Genomic DNA, 16,099 nt, shown 5'->3' on the forward strand with positions numbered 1-16,099 from the left:
AGCTGGCAGCGCTGAATGATAGAAAGCCTAACTGCCATATACCGCCTCACGGGCGTCCTGAAGGCGTTTACGTAAGTATTCATGTCTACTCATACCATCGGGAAAGGACGTCATCTGCTGAACTTCCTCAACGATCGAGCGCTCAAGATCCTTATAGGTGGAAAAGCCCGGAACCTCGACATGAGGGTCGTAATCCCTGATCACCGTTTGCGCTTTATCCCGATAAATATTAAATAGCTCTTCAGCTCTTTGGGTGAACTCTGCCTGGTTAAGGCTATTTTTTTCCAGCCAGGCCAACTTCATTGAAAGCGCTTCATAGCCTGTAATACGCGATTCCCGCTCTATTTTTTCAATTGCATCCCAGGCCTCTTCACCAGAGAGACTGCCCAGGTCTGCAAAGTAGTCCTTGAGCGCCTGCTTAACATTCTCACGGTCCAGATAAGCCTGAACCCGAGGATGATTTAATAACTCTTCGACCTCCCCATGTTCCAGCTGGGACCAGGGTATGCTGTCAGAAATATTCTTTACTAATTCACTATCATCTTTTAGCGGCTCTATCATCTGGCGCACCTTGGCCACACTTGAGCGCACATCAATATCGTAGTGATCAACCCCTACAACGGCGAGCGTTACTGCTCCGGCAAGCAAAATCAGCTTTTTCATAATTAGTTACCGAGCAAATTAGAAATTATGTATTTGTCTGTCGGTAACTATCTAAGCAGAGAATTGGGAGAGCATGAAAGAAAATAACGCCCTCACCAATGAATAAAGTGCCAATATCTTACAGACTGATTAGCTAGCCAACCCAGTTAACAGCTTGCTCATCGTCTTTTTTTCCTACACAGGGCTCATCCTTGGTCTTCGGCGCCACATAGCCTACCTGTTGCTCCCGCGGAAGGTTTGCGGACTCCCAATTGGAAACCGCTTCTGCGCAGAGGCTGCGTTGCTCAGGGGATAGCGCAACACCACTAGGCCATTTTCCAAGTTCAATGGCCCGCTTTAAGCTGCCCACAATCTCGGGATTCAAACTCTTTAACAGTTGCTCAAAAGACATACAAAAATCTCCTTATGGCAAAAAAAAGGCCGGTCAAAGACCGGCCTTCCGTAGCGCTATGGCTAATAACGCTTAAGCTTCAGCAGCTTCGTCTTCTACTTGAGGACGGTCTACCAGCTCAACGTATGCCATCGGCGCCTTATCACCAGCGCGGAAACCACACTTCATGATACGGATGTAACCACCAGGACGGGCTTCGTAACGAGGACCCAGCTCGTCGAACAGCTTACGCACAGCATCCTTATCACGGATACGAGCGAAAGCCAGACGGCGGTTAGCAACACTGTCTTTCTTAGCCAGAGTGATCAGCGGCTCGGCAACGCGGCGCAGTTCTTTGGCTTTGGCCAGTGTGGTTTTGATCAGTTCGTGCTCCACCAGAGAGGCGCTCATGTTCTTGAACATGGCCTTGCGGTGAGCGCTCGTGCGGCTGAATTTACGGCCACTATAGCGATGACGCATGACTCAATTCCTTACGACCTAAGTTGCTGTCACAGCAGGTCGTTCTGGAGCGGTGTCGCGCTAAGCTGTAGCACCGCTCGGGTTCTTTCTACTAATCACGACACCGTCGCGACTACCAAATGCTTACAGGGGGCTTAACTTGCTGTCGCCTTTCAGGCTGGCCGGCGGCCAGTTTTCCAGGCGCATACCCAGGGACAAACCACGGGAAGCCAGTACGTCCTTGATTTCAGTCAGAGACTTCTTACCAAGATTCGGCGTCTTCAGCAGTTCTACTTCAGTGCGCTGAATCAGATCACCGATGTAGTAAATATTCTCTGCCTTCAGACAGTTCGCCGAACGTACAGTCAACTCCAGGTCGTCTACCGGGCGCAGTAGTACCGGATCAACTTCAGGCTCTTCAGCCTTCGGTTGTGCATCCTTCTCGCCTTCCAGGTCCACAAATACTGCGAGCTGTTGCTGCAGAATAGTGGCGGCGCGACGAATAGCCTCTTCCGGGTCCAGGGTACCGTTGGTCTCCAGATCCAGAACCAGCTTATCCAGGTCAGTGCGCTGTTCTACACGCGCGCTTTCCACGCTGTAGGAAACGCGACGCACTGGGCTGTATGAAGCATCCAGCTGCAGACGGCCAATTGCACGGCTTTCCTCTTCCTCGCCACGACGAGCATCGGCGGGCTGGTAGCCACGGCCGCGCGCTACAGTGAGACGTAGGTTGAGCTCGACATCACCAGTAATATTGGCGATCACGTGCTCAGGATTAACGATCTCGATGTCGTGATCTACCTGGATATCTCCGGCAGTCACCGCACCTGGGCCCTTTTTGCTCAGGCTCAATACCGCCTGATCCTTACCGTGCATAACAACGGCGATTTCTTTCAGGTTGAGCAGGATTTCAATTACATCTTCCTGCACACCTTCGATCGCGCTGTACTCGTGCTCGACACCTTCGATTTCCACCTCGGTGACGGCACAGCCCGGCATGGAGGACAGCAGGATGCGACGCAGCGCATTGCCAAGAGTGTGGCCAAAGCCACGCTCCAGGGGCTCCAAAATCACTTTGGCGTGATTCGGATTGTACTCGGTGACGTCAATACGACGCGGTGTCAAAAACTCGTTGACAGCAGTCTGCATAGCCATACCTGTTTACAGTTGCATTCCTTAAAGTGGACTTATTGTTACTTGGAGTACAGTTCCACGATAAGGTTTTCGTTGATCTCTGCCGGCAGATCGACACGATCCGGAGTGCGCTTGAAAGTGCCTTCCAGTTTGCTCGCGTTTACGTCTACCCACTCGACATCGCCACGCTGGGCAGCGAGGGAAACGGAATTCTGGATACGCAGCTGCTTCTTGGCTTTCTCACGTACAGCGATAACGTCGCCTTCTTTAACCTGGAAAGAAGGGATGTTAACGGTAGTGCCGTTTACAAGAATCGCTTTGTGGGAAACCAGCTGACGCGCTTCAGAGCGAGTTGAGCCGAAGCCCATGCGGTAAACCACGTTGTCCAGACGCTGCTCGAGAAGTTGCAGCAGGTTTTCACCTGTAGCGCCCTTCAGACGTGCTGCTTCCTTATAGTAGTTACGGAACTGCTTTTCCAGTACGCCGTAGATACGACGAACTTTTTGCTTTTCACGCAGCTGAATACCGTAGTCGGACAGACGACCGCGACCAGCGCCGTGCTGACCGGGTTTGGATTCTGCGCGACACTTGGAGTCGTGCGGACGAACACCACTCTTCAGCTGCAGGTCAGTCCCTTCACGACGGGACAGTTTACATTTTGGTCCAATATAACGTGCCATTTTGTCAGCCCCCTCTTACACGCGACGCTTTTTAGGTGGACGACATCCGTTATGCGGGATAGGCGTCACGTCGGTGATGTTGGTGATCTTGTAGCCGCAGTTGTTCAGTGCACGAACGGCAGATTCGCGACCGGGGCCAGGGCCCTTAACTTCCACGTCGAGGTTTTTCAGGCCGTATTCCTGAGCTGCAGTACCTGCGCGCTCAGCGGCAACCTGGGCTGCAAACGGGGTGCTCTTACGCGAGCCACGGAAGCCAGATCCACCTGCGGTGGCCCAGCTGAGGGTATTACCCTGGCGATCAGTGATCGTCACGATCGTGTTGTTGAACGATGCGTGGATGTGGGCAATACCGTCGACAACGGTCTTTTTGACCTTTTTGCGAACAGTAGTTTTTGGCTTAGCCATACCAGTATCCTAAATCCTGTATCAAATCCCCTAGGCGATTAGCCGGACGGGGCATCTTGAACCGCGATTTCGCGCCTTAGTTAAGGCTTACTTGCGAATCGGCTTGCGCGGACCCTTACGGGTGCGAGCATTGGTCTTGGTGCGCTGACCACGCAGCGGCAAGCTGCGACGGTGACGCAGACCGCGATAACAACCCAGGTCCATCAAACGCTTGATGTTCATGGATATTTCACGGCGCAGGTCGCCTTCCACGGTCAGTTTTGCAACTTCACCACGGATGGTTTCGATCTGCTCTTCAGACAGTTCGCGGATTTTGGTGGATTCAGCGATACCAACCGCTGCCAAAATAGACTTAGCCGTAGTGCGACCAACCCCATAAATGTGGGTCAGGGAGATTACGGCGTGCTTGTGGTCTGGTACATTGACACCAGCAATACGTGCCATAGAGGCGTACTCCACGTATTGGAGTCACTGCTTTATATTAAGTATGTGACTCTACTTTGATTTCGGCGCTGACAGCGACTAAAAAACCGGCGGCGCCACCAAAAAGGCGCGCAAGAATAGCTTTTCAGACACTAATTTGCAATAGCCAACGTCCGCATCGGTCCCCCGAAGCGGATGAAGACGACAGTCAACGCCCCCAGTTGGAAGTTTGCTGTTGCTAACTTCCCACCCCAAAAAACTTCCCGGGGTGTTGCCATTCGATACGGGGCTGTATCGAGTAGCGAATTTTTCCAGCTTTTACAGAGGCGCCCTGAGGGCGCTCTCCGCAAGGGGCTGGCCCCTTCTTAGCCTTGACGCTGCTTGTGACGTGGCTCAGCGCTGCAGATTACCCGCAGAACACCCTTGCGACGCACGATTTTGCAGTTACGGCAGATCTTTTTTACAGAAGCGCGTACTTTCATGACCTTACCTCAATTCAATCAAACTGCGAGCAGGCGACGCCCTAGCGACGACCGTAGCTTTGCAGGTTAGATTTTTTCATCAAACCCTCGTACTGGTGCGACAGCAGATGCGATTGTACCTGTGCCATAAAGTCCATCACTACGACTACAACGATCAGCAGTGAGGTACCCCCCAGATAGAAGGGAACGTTAAACCCAACCACCAGGAACTGCGGCAGCAGGGATACCAGTGCGATGTATACAGCACCCACCAGAGTGAGGCGAGTCAGCACGCTATCGATATAGCGGGCCGTCTGCTCTCCAGGGCGAATACCTGGCACATAAGCACCGGACTTTTTCAGGTTATCCGCAACTTCATTCGGGTTGAACATCAACGCCGTGTAGAAGAAACAGAAGAAACCAATCAACAGTGCGAACAGAATAATGTTCAGCGGTTGCCCTGGTCCAAGCTGCAACGCCATCCACTGCAGGACCTCTGCACCGAGACCTTCCCCGCCCTGACCAAACCACTGTGCCAGTGTGGCCGGGAACAACAGGATACTGCTGGCAAAGATTACCGGAATTACACCGGCCATGTTTACCTTCAGCGGCAAGTGGCTCGCCTGTGCAGCTGGAGCTGCAGAGTAACGTCCCGCTTGGCGTCTGGCGTGGTTGATCGTAATGCGACGCTGGCCGCGTTCCATAACAACCACAAAGAACACTACAGCAAGAGCGATGACGCCAATCATCAACAGCATGAGTATGTGCAGCTCACCCTGTCTCGCCTGTTCAAATGCCTGGCCGATGGCACCGGGTAAACCGGCGACGATACCGGCAAAAATCAGCATGGAAATGCCGTTGCCAACACCGCGCTCAGTGATCTGCTCACCGAGCCACATCATAAATACAGCACCAGTCACCAGTGACGTTACCGCCACAAAGTAAAAACCAAACGCGGGCTCAGATGAGTAAGCCAGGTTCTGCCCTGCCAGGCCGAAAGTCATACCGATCCCCTGAATCAGGGCCAGTATTACCGTCAGATAGCGGGTGTACTGGTTGATCTTACGTCTTCCGGCCTCCCCTTCCTTCTTCAACGCTTCCAGAGAGGGAGTCACCGCGCTCATCAACTGCATGATGATGGACGCGGAGATGTAGGGCATGATGCCCAGCGCCAGAATACTCATCCTTTCCAGGGCGCCGCCTGAAAACATGTTAAACAGGCCAAGGATGGTTCCCTGGTTCTGGTTAAACAGGTTTGACAGCTTTTCCGGATCAATGCCGGGCACCGGAATATGTGTCCCCAGTCGATAAACAAGAATCGCTAGAAACAGAAAACGAAGGCGAGCCCAAAGCTCGCCCAATCCCTTGCTGTTGCCCAGGGGATTTCCACCGGATCCTGGTCGTGCCATTGGCGCCTCGATTAGTCTTCTATTTTACCGCCAGCAGCTTCAATCGCTGCCTTTGCACCTTTGGTAACTCCCAGACCCTTAACGGTAACAGCTTTGGTCAGCTCACCTGAGAGGAACACTTTGGCGCGTTTAATATGGCTGCCGATAATATCGGCATTCTTAAGCGCTGCCAAATCGATTACGTCATTTTCTACCTTCGCCAGCTCAGCCAGACGTACTTCTGCGGTAAAGCGAGAAACACGAGCGGTGAAACCGTACTTAGGAAGACGCTTCTGCAAAGGCATCTGACCGCCTTCGAAGCCCGGACGAACACTGCCGCCGGAACGCGCTTTCTGACCTTTGTGGCCGCGGCCACCAGTCTTACCAATTCCGCTACCAATACCGCGACCAACGCGCTTGGCGCTGTGCTTGTGGCCTGGTGCTGGAGACAAGTCGTTCAAACGCATGTTATTCCCCCTCAACCTTAACCAGGTAGTTTACTTTGTTGATCATACCGCGCACGGAGGGAGTATCCTCCACTTCCACTGTGTGGCCGATGCGGCGCAGGCCCAGACCCGCAACGCACGCCTGATGACTTTTCAGGCGTCCGTTGATGCTTTTGGTCTGGGTCACTTTTATGGTCTTCTTAGCCATGGTCTTAACCCACCAATAACCTTAAATCCGAGCTGTAATTAGCCCAGAATCTCTTCGACAGATTTACCGCGCTTGGCAGCTACATCTTCCGGGCTCTGCATTTGCTCCAGAGCTTTGAAAGTTGCACGTACTACGTTCACCGGGTTGGTGGAGCCGTAACACTTAGCCAATACGTTGTGTACACCAGCCATTTCCAGAACGGAGCGCATAGCACCGCCGGCAATTACACCGGTACCCTGGGAAGCGGGCTGCATGTAAATCTTGGAACCGCCGTGGCGACCATTGGTAGCGTACTGGATGGTGTCACCATTCAGGTCTACCTGGATCATGTTGCGGCGTGCAGATTCCATCGCCTTTTGAATCGCTACAGGCACTTCACGTGCCTTGCCACGACCAAAGCCAACACGGCCATTGCCATCACCAACTACGGTCAGTGCGGTAAAGGCGAAGATACGACCACCTTTAACAGTCTTGGCAACGCGGTTGACCTGGACCAGCTTCTCCTGCAGGCCTTCGTCGTTGCTTTTGTCTTTCTCTCTAGCCATAACTCAACCCTTAGAATTTCAGACCGGCTTCGCGGGCAGCGTCAGCCAGAGCCTTAACACGGCCATGGTATCTGAAGCCGCTACGATCGAAGGCAACTTGTTCAACGCCAGCGGCTTTCGCGCGCTCAGCGATCAGTTTGCCAACTGCGGCAGCAGCGTCAGCGTTGCCAGTTTTACCAGAGCGCAGGTCCTTGTCCAGGGTAGAGGCGGAAGCCAATACCGCGCTGCCTTCGGCAGACAGGATCTGTGCGTAAATGTGGCGCGGGGTGCGGTTCACGGTGAGGCGAACGGCGCCCAGCTCACGGATCTTGGCGCGGGCACGACGTGCACGACGCAAGCGAGATGCTTTCTTAACGTTCATATCTATGCCCTACTTACTTCTTCTTGGCCTCTTTGCGATACACGCGCTCGTCGGCATAACGGACACCCTTACCTTTGTAGGGCTCCGGCGGACGGAACGAGCGGATCTCAGCGGCCACTTGGCCCAGCAGCTGTTTATTGCTGCTCTTCAGTACGATTTCAGTCTGGGATGGAGTTTCCGCAGTCACGCCTTCCGGCAACTGATAATCGATCGGATGGGAGAAGCCCAGGGTCAGGTTAACCGCTTTACCGGCTGCTTTCGCACGATAACCAACACCCAGCAACTGCAGCTTCTTCTCGAAGCCCTTGCTTACGCCTATCACCATGTTATTGACCAAAGCACGGGTGGTACCCGCCAAGGCTCTGGCCTGCTTGGAGTTATTGCGCGCGGCAAAAGTCAGCTGGCTTTCGGCCTCGCTCACTTCTACATCACCGTGAATAACCATATCCAGGTTACCGCTACCGCCTTTAACAGCGATATTTTGACCTTTCAGGTCTACGGTTACACCTGCGGGGATAACTACCGGACTATTTGCTACTCGAGACATTGCAACCCCCGCTTAGAATACGGTGCAAAGCACTTCGCCACCGATACCAGCCTGACGTGCAGCGCGGTCAGTCATCACACCATTAGAGGTGGAAACGATCGCGACACCCAGGCCACCACGTACGGTAGGCAGAGCTTTTTTACCAGTGTAAGCGCGCAGGCCCGGACGGGAAACGCGATTGAGCTCGGCAATAACCGGCTTGCCCTGGAAGTATTTCAGAGCAATGGTCAGTTCCGGCTTAGCGCCTTCGCTTACGTTTAAATCAGTAACGTAACCTTCGTCTTTCAGGACTTTGGCCACTGCTACTTTCAGTTTGGATGATGGCAGGGTGACTTCCGCCTTTCCGCGCGCCAGGGCGTTGCGGATGCGAGTCAGCATATCTGCCAACGGATCTTGCATACTCATCTTATGAGACTCCTCAAATCTGCCTTAAACCAGCTGGTAATTACCAGCTGGACTTCACGAGGCCAGGAACATCACCACGCATCGCAGCTTCACGAAGCTTGTTACGGCACAGGCCGAACTTGCGGTATACAGCGTGGGGGCGACCAGTAATACGACAGCGGCGTTGCTGACGTACCGGGCTTGCATCGCGCGGCATTTTCTGCAGCTTGAGTTGAGCCTCCCACTGCTCCTCTTCGGAAGCAGTGGAACTGGCGATGATCGCCTTCAGCTCTTGACGCTTCTCGGCGTACTTAGCTGCGGTTCGAGCGCGCTTGTTTTCGCGCGCAATCATGGATTTCTTCGCCATGGAATCCTCTTAACCCTTGAAAGGGAAGTTGAACGCTTTCAGCAGCGCACGACCTTGATCGTCGTTTGCAGCTGTAGTGGTAATACAAATATCCAGACCGCGGAGCTTGTCTACTTTGTCGTAGTCAATTTCCGGGAAGATGATTTGCTCAGTCACGCCCATAGAGAAGTTACCGCGGCCGTCGAACTGCTTCGGGCTAATGCCACGGAAGTCGCGGATACGCGGAATCGCGATGTCAACCAAACGCTCCAGGAACTCATACATGCGCTCACCGCGCAGAGTTACCTTGCAGCCGATCGGCCAACCGTCACGAATCTTAAAGCCCGCAATAGACTTGCGCGCTTTAGTAACGATGGGCTTTTGACCAGTAATTGCTGTCATATCGTTGACAGCGTGCTCCAGCACCTTCTTATCACCAATCGCTTCACCAACACCCATGTTGATGGTGATCTTGGTGATGCGCGGCACTGCCATCACATTCTCGAGACCAAGCTCTTCTTTTAGCTTGGCCACGAGGTCCTTAGTGTAGAGCTCTTTAAGCTTTGCCATGATCTACCAACCTGCTTTTGCGTCAAGAGCCTTAGATGGCTTCGCCGCTGGATTTGAAGACGCGAATCTTAGTGCCGTCTTCCAGTACTTTAAAGCCCACCCGGTCAGCCTTCTGGGTGTTAGGGTTGAAGATGGCTACGTTGGAAGCTTGGATAGCAGCTTCTTTCTCAACGATGCCACCTGCAATACCCATCTGTGGGTTTGGCTTTTGGTGCTTTTTGATCATCTGTATGCCGGAGACAATCAGACGACCGTCGTTCAGTACTTTACGTACTGAACCACGTTTGCCCTTGTCACGACCGGCGATAACGATCACTTCGTCGTCACGCTTGATCTTGCGCATAACTCTTCTCCGCTCGAGGCCTAGATAACTTCGGGAGCGAGGGAGATGATCTTCATGAACTTCTCACCGCGCAATTCGCGAGTTACCGGACCAAAAATACGGGTGCCAACCGGCGCCAGTTGCTGGTTCAGCAGCACCGCTGCGTTATCGTCAAATTTAATCAGGGAACCGTCCGCGCGACGCACACCTTTTTTGGTGCGAACCACAACGGCGTTCATTACCTGACCTTTCTTCACTTTACCGCGGGGGATGGCTTCCTTAACGGTTACCTTGATAATGTCGCCCACGCCGGCATAACGACGATGGGAGCCGCCCAGCACCTTGATGCACATGACGCGGCGAGCCCCACTGTTGTCAGCTACTTCTAAGTAGGATTCCGCTTGAATCATTGTCTCTCTCCGAAACCTTTCAATTCGGCAGTCAATGCGCTAGGGGTTATACCTTCGCCGCACGCTCTACAATTTTCTGCAAAGCCCAAGATTTGCTCTTGGACAGAGGACGAGATTCCTCGATGGTTACAACATCACCGATGCTGCAATCATTGTTCTCATCATGTGCCTTGAGCTTTGTGGACTTGTTTACAATTTTGCCGTAGATCGGGTGCTTAACACGGCGCTCGATCAAAACGGTGATGGTTTTATCCATCTTGTCACTCACAACCTTGCCGGTCAGAGTACGCTTCAGTTTTGCTTCAGCCATGATTAATTACCTGCCTTCTCGGTCAACACAGTCTTTATGCGAGCAATGTCGCGACGAGTCTGCTTCAGCAGATGAGTCTGAGCCAGTTGACCGGTGGATTTTTGCATACGAAGCTTAAATTGAGCTTCGAGCTGGTTCAGCAGTTCCTGGTTCAGCTCTTCAACTGACTTTTCGCGTAGATCTGCAGTCTTCATTACATCACCGAACGCTTAACGAAAGTTGTTTTTACAGGCAGCTTGGCCGCAGCTAGTGCGAAAGCCTCACGAGCCAGCTCCTCGGACACACCCTCCATCTCATAGAGGACCTTGCCCGGCTGGATCTGAGCTACCCAGTATTCAACGCCACCTTTACCTTTACCCATTCGAACTTCAAGGGGCTTATTGGTAATTGGCTTGTCTGGAAACACACGAATCCAGATTTTACCGCCACGTTTAATGTGACGAGTCATTGCGCGACGAGCCGCTTCGATCTGGCGCGCAGTAATGCGACCACGACCGGTAGCCTTAAGGCCAAACTCGCCAAAGCTCACTTTAGAGCCGCGCTGAGCAAGACCGCGGTTGCGACCCTTCTGTACCTTGCGGAATTTTGTACGCTTTGGTTGCAGCATTTGCGTACCCCTTATTTAGCAGCTTTTTTGCGGCTCTTTACCGGCTTCTCATCGGGCACTTCGTCACCGATTACCTCGCCTTTAAAGATCCACACCTTGATACCGATGATGCCGTAAGTAGTCTTCGCTTCAACATTGGCGTAGTCGATGTTGGCGCGCAGGGTGTGCAGGGGCACACGGCCTTCGCGATACCATTCGGTACGCGCGATTTCTGCACCGCCAAGACGGCCACTTACTTGAATCTTGATACCTTCGGCACCCTGACGCATAGCGTTCTGTACGGCACGCTTCATAGCGCGACGGAACATAACACGGCGTTCCAGCTGCTGGGCAACGTTCTGGCCAACCAGAGCCGCGTCCATATCAGGCTTGCGCACTTCTTCGATGTCGATGTGCACAGGTACGCCCATCTGCGCGCTTACTTCTTTGCGCAGACGTTCTACGTCTTCACCTTTTTTACCGATCACGATGCCCGGACGTGCAGTGTGAATTTTCACACGTGCAGTGTTTGCCGGACGTTCGATCTCGATACGGCTCACAGAAGCGTGGGCCAGTTTTTTGCGAATGTATTCGCGAACTTTCAGATCCGTGTACAGCTTGTCTGCGTACTCGTCGCTGCCGGCATACCAAACAGAGGTATGCTTTTTAACGATACCCAGACGAATGCCGGTAGGATGTACTTTTTGTCCCATGGTTTTCTCGCCTGCTCTCTTATTTCTCGGCCACTTTCACAGTGATGTGACAAGTACGCTTAAGAATGCGATCAGCACGACCTTTAGCACGCGGCTTAATGCGCTTCATGGTCATACCTTCGTCCACAAAAATTGTGGAAACCTTCAGCTCGTCAACGTCAGCACCTTCGTTGTGCTCAGCGTTGGCAATGGCCGACTCCAGTACTTTCTTAATGATCGCCGCACCCTTTTTAGTACTGAAAGCCAGTATATCCAGGGCCTCTTCAACGCCTTTGCCGCGAACCTGATCAGCTACCAGTCGCGCCTTTTGCGCCGATAGACGTGCGCCGCGTAATTTTGCTGCTACTTCCATCTTTATAACCTCGGCTTAGCGCTTCTTCGCTTTCTTGTCCGCAGCATGACCGCGGTAAGTGCGGGTAGCAGCGAACTCGCCCAGTTTATGGCCAACCATTTCTTCGTTAACCAAAACGGGCACGTGTTGACGACCGTTGTGCACGGCAATCGTCAGTCCAACCATTTCCGGCATAATCATGGAACGGCGGGACCAGGTTTTAATCGGCCGACGATCGTTTGCTGCAATCGCTGCCTCCACCTTCTTGATCAAATGCAGATCAATAAAGGGACCTTTCTTTAATGAGCGTGGCACTGTCGATTCCTCTCTAGCTGCTCAGACATCGCGCGGCTTACTTGCCGCGACGACGTACTATCATCTTATCGGTGCGCTTGTTCTTGCGCGTTTTCTTACCCTTGGTCGGAACGCCCCACGGAGTAACCGGATGACGACCACCAGAGGTACGGCCTTCACCACCACCGTGCGGGTGATCTACCGGGTTCATCGCCACACCGCGAACGGTAGGACGAACACCACGCCAGCGTGCAGCACCAGCTTTACCCAGCTTGCGCAGGCTGTGCTCGGAGTTGCTCACTTCACCCAAGGTTGCGCGGCACTCAGCGAGAACCTTGCGCATTTCGCCGGAACGCAGACGAATGGTCGCATACTGACCTTCACGAGCTACCAGCTGCACAGAGGCACCAGCAGAACGGGCCAGCTGAGCGCCTTTGCCTGGCTTCAGCTCGATCGCGTGGATTACAGAACCTACCGGAACGTTGCGCAGAGGCAGAGTGTTACCCACAACAATCGGTGCGGCATCGCCGGACTGAATGGTGGCACCTGCTTTCAGGCCTTTCGGTGCGATAATGTAACGACGCTCGCCGTCGGCGTAACACACCAGAGCGATGTGTGCGCTGCGGTTGGGATCGTACTCCAGACGCTCAACTTTAGCCGGAATACCGTCTTTGTTGCGCTTGAAGTCGATTACACGGTAGTGCTGCTTGTGGCCACCACCGATGTGACGGGTAGTGATACGACCATTGTTGTTACGGCCACCACTTTTGCTCTTGCTCTCCAACAGAGGAGCGTAAGGAGCACCCTTGTGCAGGTCGGTGTTAACAACCTTAACCAGGTGACGACGGCCGGCGGAGGTCGGTTTTGTTTTTACAATTGCCATTGTAACGGTCCCCTTTACTCAGCAGCTTCAAAATTGATGTCGCTGCCCTCAGCCAGGCGAACGTAGGCTTTTTTCCAATCGCTGCGCTGGCCCATGCCATTGCGAGTGCGCTTGGTTTTGCCCTTTACGTTCACGGTGCGAACCTGCTCAACGGAAACGTTAAACAGCTTCTCAACCGCAGCCTTGATCTCAGCTTTTTCGGCGTCGGTGGTAACCTTGAAAACTACCTGATTGGCGCTATCCGCCAGTCCAGCAGCTTTTTCGGAAATTACCGGGCCCAGCAGTACTTTGTAGAGTCGCTCTTGGTTCATCCCAGCACCTCTTCAATTTTCTTGAGCGCAGAAACGGTAACCACGACCTTATCAAAGCGAATCAGGCTTACTGGATCGATCGCCTGTACATCGCGGACGTCGATCTTGTGCAAGTTGCGTGCGGCCAGGTAGAGGTTTTCGCTAACCTCTTCAGTCACGATCAGCGCATCGGACAGGTCAAACTGAGCCAGTTTGCTTACCAGCTGCTTGGTTTTGGGCGCGTCCACATCAAAGGACTCAACCACTACCAGGCGCTCCTGACGAGCCAGCTCAGACAGAATGCAACGCAGTGCAGCGCGGTACATTTTTTTGTTCAGCTTAACGCTGTGATCGCGTGGATCAGCGGCGAAAGTTACGCCACCGGAACGCCACAGCGGGCTGCGGATAGTACCGGCACGTGCGCGGCCAGTACCTTTTTGGCGCCATGGCTTCTTACCACCACCAGAAACATCGGAACGATTTTTCTGCGCCTTGGTACCCTGGCGAGCGCCGGCCATGTAGGCCACAACTGCCTGGTGTACCAGATCTTGGTTGAACTCACGTCCGAAAGTCACTTCAGAGACAGCTACTGTGCCTTTAGCGCCTTCGGGAGTAGCGATATTCAGTTCCATATCTATTTCCCCTCAGACTTAGGCTTTAACTGCCGGACGAACGATAACGTTGCCACCGGGTGCACCGGGTACAGCGCCTTTAACCAACAGCAGGTTGCGTTCGGCATCGACACGAACCACTTCCAGGTTTTGCACGGTTACGCGCTCAGCACCCATATGTCCGGCCATCTTCTTGCCTTTCCATACGCGGCCAGGAGTCTGACATTGACCGATAGAACCGGGTGCGCGGTGAGACAGGGAGTTACCGTGGGTTGCGTCCTGGGTGCGGAAATTCCAACGCTTAACGCCGCCCTGGAAGCCTTTACCTTTGGAAGTGCCGGTTACGTCGATCATCTGGCCAGCTTCGAAGCTGGAAACAGTAATTTCAGAACCGATTTCGAAAGTCTCTTCGGAACCGTCAGTGCGCAGTTCGAAAAGATTTGTGCCAGCCTCTACATTGGCTTTGGCGAAGTGGCCCGCTGCGGGCTTGGAGACACGGGAAGCTTTGCGGCTGCCTACTGCTACTTGAACAGCGCTGTAACCGTCAGTTTCCTGAGTTTTCACTTGGGTGACGCGATTCGGAGCAACCTCAACAACGGTTACCGGAATGGATACGCCATCTTCAGTGAAGATGCGAGTCATGCCGCTCTTGCGGCCGACAATACCTATAGTCATCTTTTTTAACCTCTCAGTGCACGGGGCTTTAACCCACTGCGGCCGCCCAATTTCAGAGCGTTACACTACCCGGACCGTTTTCGCCCGGGATTCGGTAGTTAGTAAAAGTGTTAGCCGAGACTAATTTGGACCTCAACACCGGCCGCCAGATCGAGCTTCATCAGCGCGTCGACGGTTTTCTCGGTAGGCTCAACGATGTCCAGCAAACGCTTGTGAGTACGGATCTCATACTGATCGCGAGCGTCTTTATTAACGTGCGGGGAAATCAGTACGGTGTACTTCTCTTTGCGAGTCGGCAGCGGGATAGGACCGCGAACTTGTGCGCCAGTGCGCTTAGCCGTCTCTACGATCTCCTGAGTGGACGCGTCAATCAGCTTGTGATCGAAGGCCTTCAGGCGAATACGGATACGTTGACCCTGCATGGAATCAAACTCCAATTATTAACTAAAGAACGTCCTCTTACGCAGCCCCGAGGGCGGGCGAAAAGGAGCGCGAATTCTACGGGGAGCGCAGCAGGCTGTCAACTGTACAGGCTGATCAAATTTCAATCTGTTGAAACTACAATTGAATACCCCAAGCGGAACGAGGTATCCACAATGACTATCGCAGCAACACTGAGTCAATATTTAAATGACCAATCGGTCGATTACCATCTGATTCAGCACCCACACACTCGCACCAGCCGGGAAAGCGCCCGCGCCGCCCACGTGCGGGAGGATCAGGTGGCAAAAGCGATTTTGCTTCAGGATATAGAGGGTTACGTAATGGCTGTGATCCCAGCCAGTAGCAGCCTCGACATGCGCTCGCTTCACAATGAGACCGGGCGAAACTCACTGCAAATGGTCTCAGAAACCGAACTCGGCGCCATATTCCCAGACTGTGAACTGGGCGCCCTGCCCGCCCTCGGCCAGGCTTACGGCATTACCACCCTGCTAGACACCAGTCTTGGACACTGTGAAACAATTTACTTTGAGGCCGGTGACCACGAAGAGTTGGTCGAGATGAGCGGCCCTCAATTCACCAAGCTGTTCGCGGGCAGCAGAAGCTGTGATTTAGGCAAAGACTGGCCGTAACCTTTATTAAGAGGCGGGGACTGGACGGCCAGCCGCCTCCGTTAACTTCAGAGAACACAACCAAACCTTCAGTTCAGGCAAAAGGCAAAAACACACATGCTGATCGTATATTGACCGGGAATACTTCCAATTCCCAATCGCTAAGGGCGGCAAAAAAGAGCAGCGGCTGTACCCATCACTAAAAGCGGAAATCCCATTAACTACCTACGCA

General features: G+C 53.3%; 31 protein-coding genes. 1 reads left to right on the forward strand and 30 read right to left on the reverse strand.

The genetic code is table 11. The features are described 5' to 3' along the window. Positions 1–27: 27 nt before the first annotated feature. The 30 genes from ACJJI6_RS14070 to rpsJ all read right to left on the reverse strand — a co-directional run bounded on the left by ACJJI6_RS14070 (position 28) and on the right by rpsJ (position 15,237). On the reverse strand, positions 28–663 hold the full coding sequence (locus tag ACJJI6_RS14070; RefSeq protein ID WP_445355121.1) for a hypothetical protein: 636 nt from the start codon (positions 661–663) through the stop codon (positions 28–30). A 133-nt stretch (positions 664–796) separates the two neighbouring features. Further along, positions 797–1,054, reverse strand: a complete 258-nt coding sequence (locus ACJJI6_RS14075; RefSeq protein WP_445355122.1) for a YeaC family protein — start codon at positions 1,052–1,054, stop codon at positions 797–799. A gap of 72 nt (positions 1,055–1,126) precedes the next feature. Beyond that, positions 1,127–1,513: a 50S ribosomal protein L17 gene (gene rplQ / locus ACJJI6_RS14080; RefSeq protein ID WP_108731671.1), complete on the reverse strand. Its 387-nt coding sequence runs from the start codon at positions 1,511–1,513 to the stop codon at positions 1,127–1,129. A gap of 123 nt (positions 1,514–1,636) precedes the next feature. After that, a complete protein-coding gene (locus tag ACJJI6_RS14085) occupies positions 1,637–2,641 on the reverse strand; it encodes a DNA-directed RNA polymerase subunit alpha (RefSeq protein WP_282934387.1) in 1,005 nt (334 codons plus the stop codon). 44 nt (positions 2,642–2,685) lie between these two features. Beyond that, the gene (gene rpsD, locus ACJJI6_RS14090) at positions 2,686–3,306 is read right to left on the reverse strand and encodes a 30S ribosomal protein S4 (RefSeq protein ID WP_108731669.1); all 621 of its coding nucleotides are present in this window, start codon (positions 3,304–3,306) and stop codon (positions 2,686–2,688) included. Positions 3,307–3,321: 15 nt separating this feature from the next. Next, complete coding sequence (gene rpsK / locus ACJJI6_RS14095; protein ID WP_020411406.1) at positions 3,322–3,711, reverse strand: 30S ribosomal protein S11; 390 nt, start codon at positions 3,709–3,711, stop codon at positions 3,322–3,324. 87 nt (positions 3,712–3,798) lie between these two features. Beyond that, complete coding sequence (gene rpsM, locus ACJJI6_RS14100) at positions 3,799–4,155, reverse strand: 30S ribosomal protein S13 (RefSeq protein WP_282934388.1); 357 nt, start codon at positions 4,153–4,155, stop codon at positions 3,799–3,801. A 344-nt stretch (positions 4,156–4,499) separates the two neighbouring features. Next, positions 4,500–4,616, reverse strand: coding sequence for a 50S ribosomal protein L36 (gene rpmJ, locus ACJJI6_RS14105; RefSeq protein WP_010133825.1), 117 nt, complete (start codon positions 4,614–4,616; stop codon positions 4,500–4,502). Positions 4,617–4,657: 41 nt separating this feature from the next. Next, entirely contained in the window at positions 4,658–6,004 is a 1,347-nt protein-coding gene (gene secY, locus ACJJI6_RS14110) for a preprotein translocase subunit SecY (RefSeq protein WP_475710937.1), read from the reverse strand. An 11-nt stretch (positions 6,005–6,015) separates the two neighbouring features. After that, complete coding sequence (gene rplO / locus ACJJI6_RS14115; protein ID WP_282934390.1) at positions 6,016–6,450, reverse strand: 50S ribosomal protein L15; 435 nt, start codon at positions 6,448–6,450, stop codon at positions 6,016–6,018. Position 6,451: 1 nt separating this feature from the next. Next, positions 6,452–6,637: a 50S ribosomal protein L30 gene (gene rpmD / locus ACJJI6_RS14120; protein ID WP_020411402.1), complete on the reverse strand. Its 186-nt coding sequence runs from the start codon at positions 6,635–6,637 to the stop codon at positions 6,452–6,454. Positions 6,638–6,675: 38 nt separating this feature from the next. Then, complete coding sequence (gene rpsE, locus ACJJI6_RS14125; protein ID WP_282934391.1) at positions 6,676–7,182, reverse strand: 30S ribosomal protein S5; 507 nt, start codon at positions 7,180–7,182, stop codon at positions 6,676–6,678. A 10-nt stretch (positions 7,183–7,192) separates the two neighbouring features. Next, positions 7,193–7,543 carry a 50S ribosomal protein L18 gene (gene rplR / locus ACJJI6_RS14130; protein ID WP_282934392.1) on the reverse strand — a complete coding sequence of 117 codons (351 nt, stop codon included), beginning with the start codon at positions 7,541–7,543 and terminating at the stop codon, positions 7,193–7,195. 13 nt (positions 7,544–7,556) lie between these two features. Then, on the reverse strand, positions 7,557–8,090 hold the full coding sequence (rplF, locus tag ACJJI6_RS14135; RefSeq protein ID WP_282934393.1) for a 50S ribosomal protein L6: 534 nt from the start codon (positions 8,088–8,090) through the stop codon (positions 7,557–7,559). A 12-nt stretch (positions 8,091–8,102) separates the two neighbouring features. Continuing rightward, positions 8,103–8,495 (reverse strand): 30S ribosomal protein S8, encoded by a 393-nt coding sequence (gene rpsH, locus ACJJI6_RS14140; protein ID WP_282934394.1) that lies wholly within the window; start codon positions 8,493–8,495, stop codon positions 8,103–8,105. 40 nt (positions 8,496–8,535) lie between these two features. Then, complete coding sequence (gene rpsN, locus ACJJI6_RS14145; RefSeq protein ID WP_020411397.1) at positions 8,536–8,841, reverse strand: 30S ribosomal protein S14; 306 nt, start codon at positions 8,839–8,841, stop codon at positions 8,536–8,538. A 9-nt stretch (positions 8,842–8,850) separates the two neighbouring features. Next, positions 8,851–9,390, reverse strand: coding sequence for a 50S ribosomal protein L5 (gene rplE / locus ACJJI6_RS14150; protein ID WP_020411396.1), 540 nt, complete (start codon positions 9,388–9,390; stop codon positions 8,851–8,853). Positions 9,391–9,421: 31 nt separating this feature from the next. After that, on the reverse strand, positions 9,422–9,733 hold the full coding sequence (gene rplX, locus ACJJI6_RS14155) for a 50S ribosomal protein L24 (protein WP_108731661.1): 312 nt from the start codon (positions 9,731–9,733) through the stop codon (positions 9,422–9,424). A 20-nt stretch (positions 9,734–9,753) separates the two neighbouring features. Continuing rightward, entirely contained in the window at positions 9,754–10,122 is a 369-nt protein-coding gene (rplN, locus tag ACJJI6_RS14160; protein WP_067151032.1) for a 50S ribosomal protein L14, read from the reverse strand. Between the two features lie 46 nt (positions 10,123–10,168). Next, positions 10,169–10,432 carry a 30S ribosomal protein S17 gene (rpsQ, locus tag ACJJI6_RS14165; protein ID WP_108731660.1) on the reverse strand — a complete coding sequence of 88 codons (264 nt, stop codon included), beginning with the start codon at positions 10,430–10,432 and terminating at the stop codon, positions 10,169–10,171. A gap of 2 nt (positions 10,433–10,434) precedes the next feature. Next, entirely contained in the window at positions 10,435–10,626 is a 192-nt protein-coding gene (gene rpmC, locus ACJJI6_RS14170) for a 50S ribosomal protein L29 (protein ID WP_020411392.1), read from the reverse strand. After that, the gene (gene rplP / locus ACJJI6_RS14175) at positions 10,626–11,039 is read right to left on the reverse strand and encodes a 50S ribosomal protein L16 (RefSeq protein WP_282934395.1); all 414 of its coding nucleotides are present in this window, start codon (positions 11,037–11,039) and stop codon (positions 10,626–10,628) included. Before rplP ends, rpmC begins: the two co-directional genes overlap by 1 nt. A gap of 11 nt (positions 11,040–11,050) precedes the next feature. Continuing rightward, entirely contained in the window at positions 11,051–11,731 is a 681-nt protein-coding gene (gene rpsC / locus ACJJI6_RS14180; protein WP_282934396.1) for a 30S ribosomal protein S3, read from the reverse strand. A gap of 19 nt (positions 11,732–11,750) precedes the next feature. After that, positions 11,751–12,083, reverse strand: coding sequence for a 50S ribosomal protein L22 (rplV, locus tag ACJJI6_RS14185; protein ID WP_282934397.1), 333 nt, complete (start codon positions 12,081–12,083; stop codon positions 11,751–11,753). Positions 12,084–12,098: 15 nt separating this feature from the next. Beyond that, complete coding sequence (gene rpsS / locus ACJJI6_RS14190) at positions 12,099–12,377, reverse strand: 30S ribosomal protein S19 (RefSeq protein ID WP_069946924.1); 279 nt, start codon at positions 12,375–12,377, stop codon at positions 12,099–12,101. 37 nt (positions 12,378–12,414) lie between these two features. Then, positions 12,415–13,239, reverse strand: a complete 825-nt coding sequence (gene rplB / locus ACJJI6_RS14195; RefSeq protein WP_108731657.1) for a 50S ribosomal protein L2 — start codon at positions 13,237–13,239, stop codon at positions 12,415–12,417. 14 nt (positions 13,240–13,253) lie between these two features. After that, positions 13,254–13,550: a 50S ribosomal protein L23 gene (gene rplW / locus ACJJI6_RS14200; RefSeq protein ID WP_282934398.1), complete on the reverse strand. Its 297-nt coding sequence runs from the start codon at positions 13,548–13,550 to the stop codon at positions 13,254–13,256. Continuing rightward, positions 13,547–14,161 carry a 50S ribosomal protein L4 gene (rplD, locus tag ACJJI6_RS14205; RefSeq protein WP_020411385.1) on the reverse strand — a complete coding sequence of 205 codons (615 nt, stop codon included), beginning with the start codon at positions 14,159–14,161 and terminating at the stop codon, positions 13,547–13,549. Before rplD ends, rplW begins: the two co-directional genes overlap by 4 nt. Positions 14,162–14,179: 18 nt before the next feature. Further along, positions 14,180–14,815 (reverse strand): 50S ribosomal protein L3, encoded by a 636-nt coding sequence (rplC, locus tag ACJJI6_RS14210; protein ID WP_108731654.1) that lies wholly within the window; start codon positions 14,813–14,815, stop codon positions 14,180–14,182. Positions 14,816–14,925: 110 nt separating this feature from the next. Further along, positions 14,926–15,237, reverse strand: a complete 312-nt coding sequence (gene rpsJ / locus ACJJI6_RS14215; protein ID WP_010133849.1) for a 30S ribosomal protein S10 — start codon at positions 15,235–15,237, stop codon at positions 14,926–14,928. A gap of 174 nt (positions 15,238–15,411) precedes the next feature. Here rpsJ and ACJJI6_RS14220 point away from each other — a divergent pair, with 174 nt between their 5' ends. Continuing rightward, positions 15,412–15,888, forward strand: a complete 477-nt coding sequence (locus ACJJI6_RS14220) for an aminoacyl-tRNA deacylase (protein WP_445363124.1) — start codon at positions 15,412–15,414, stop codon at positions 15,886–15,888. Positions 15,889–16,099 lie beyond the last annotated feature (211 nt).

The organism is Microbulbifer maximicatervae (SeqCode), assembly GCF_056232625.1.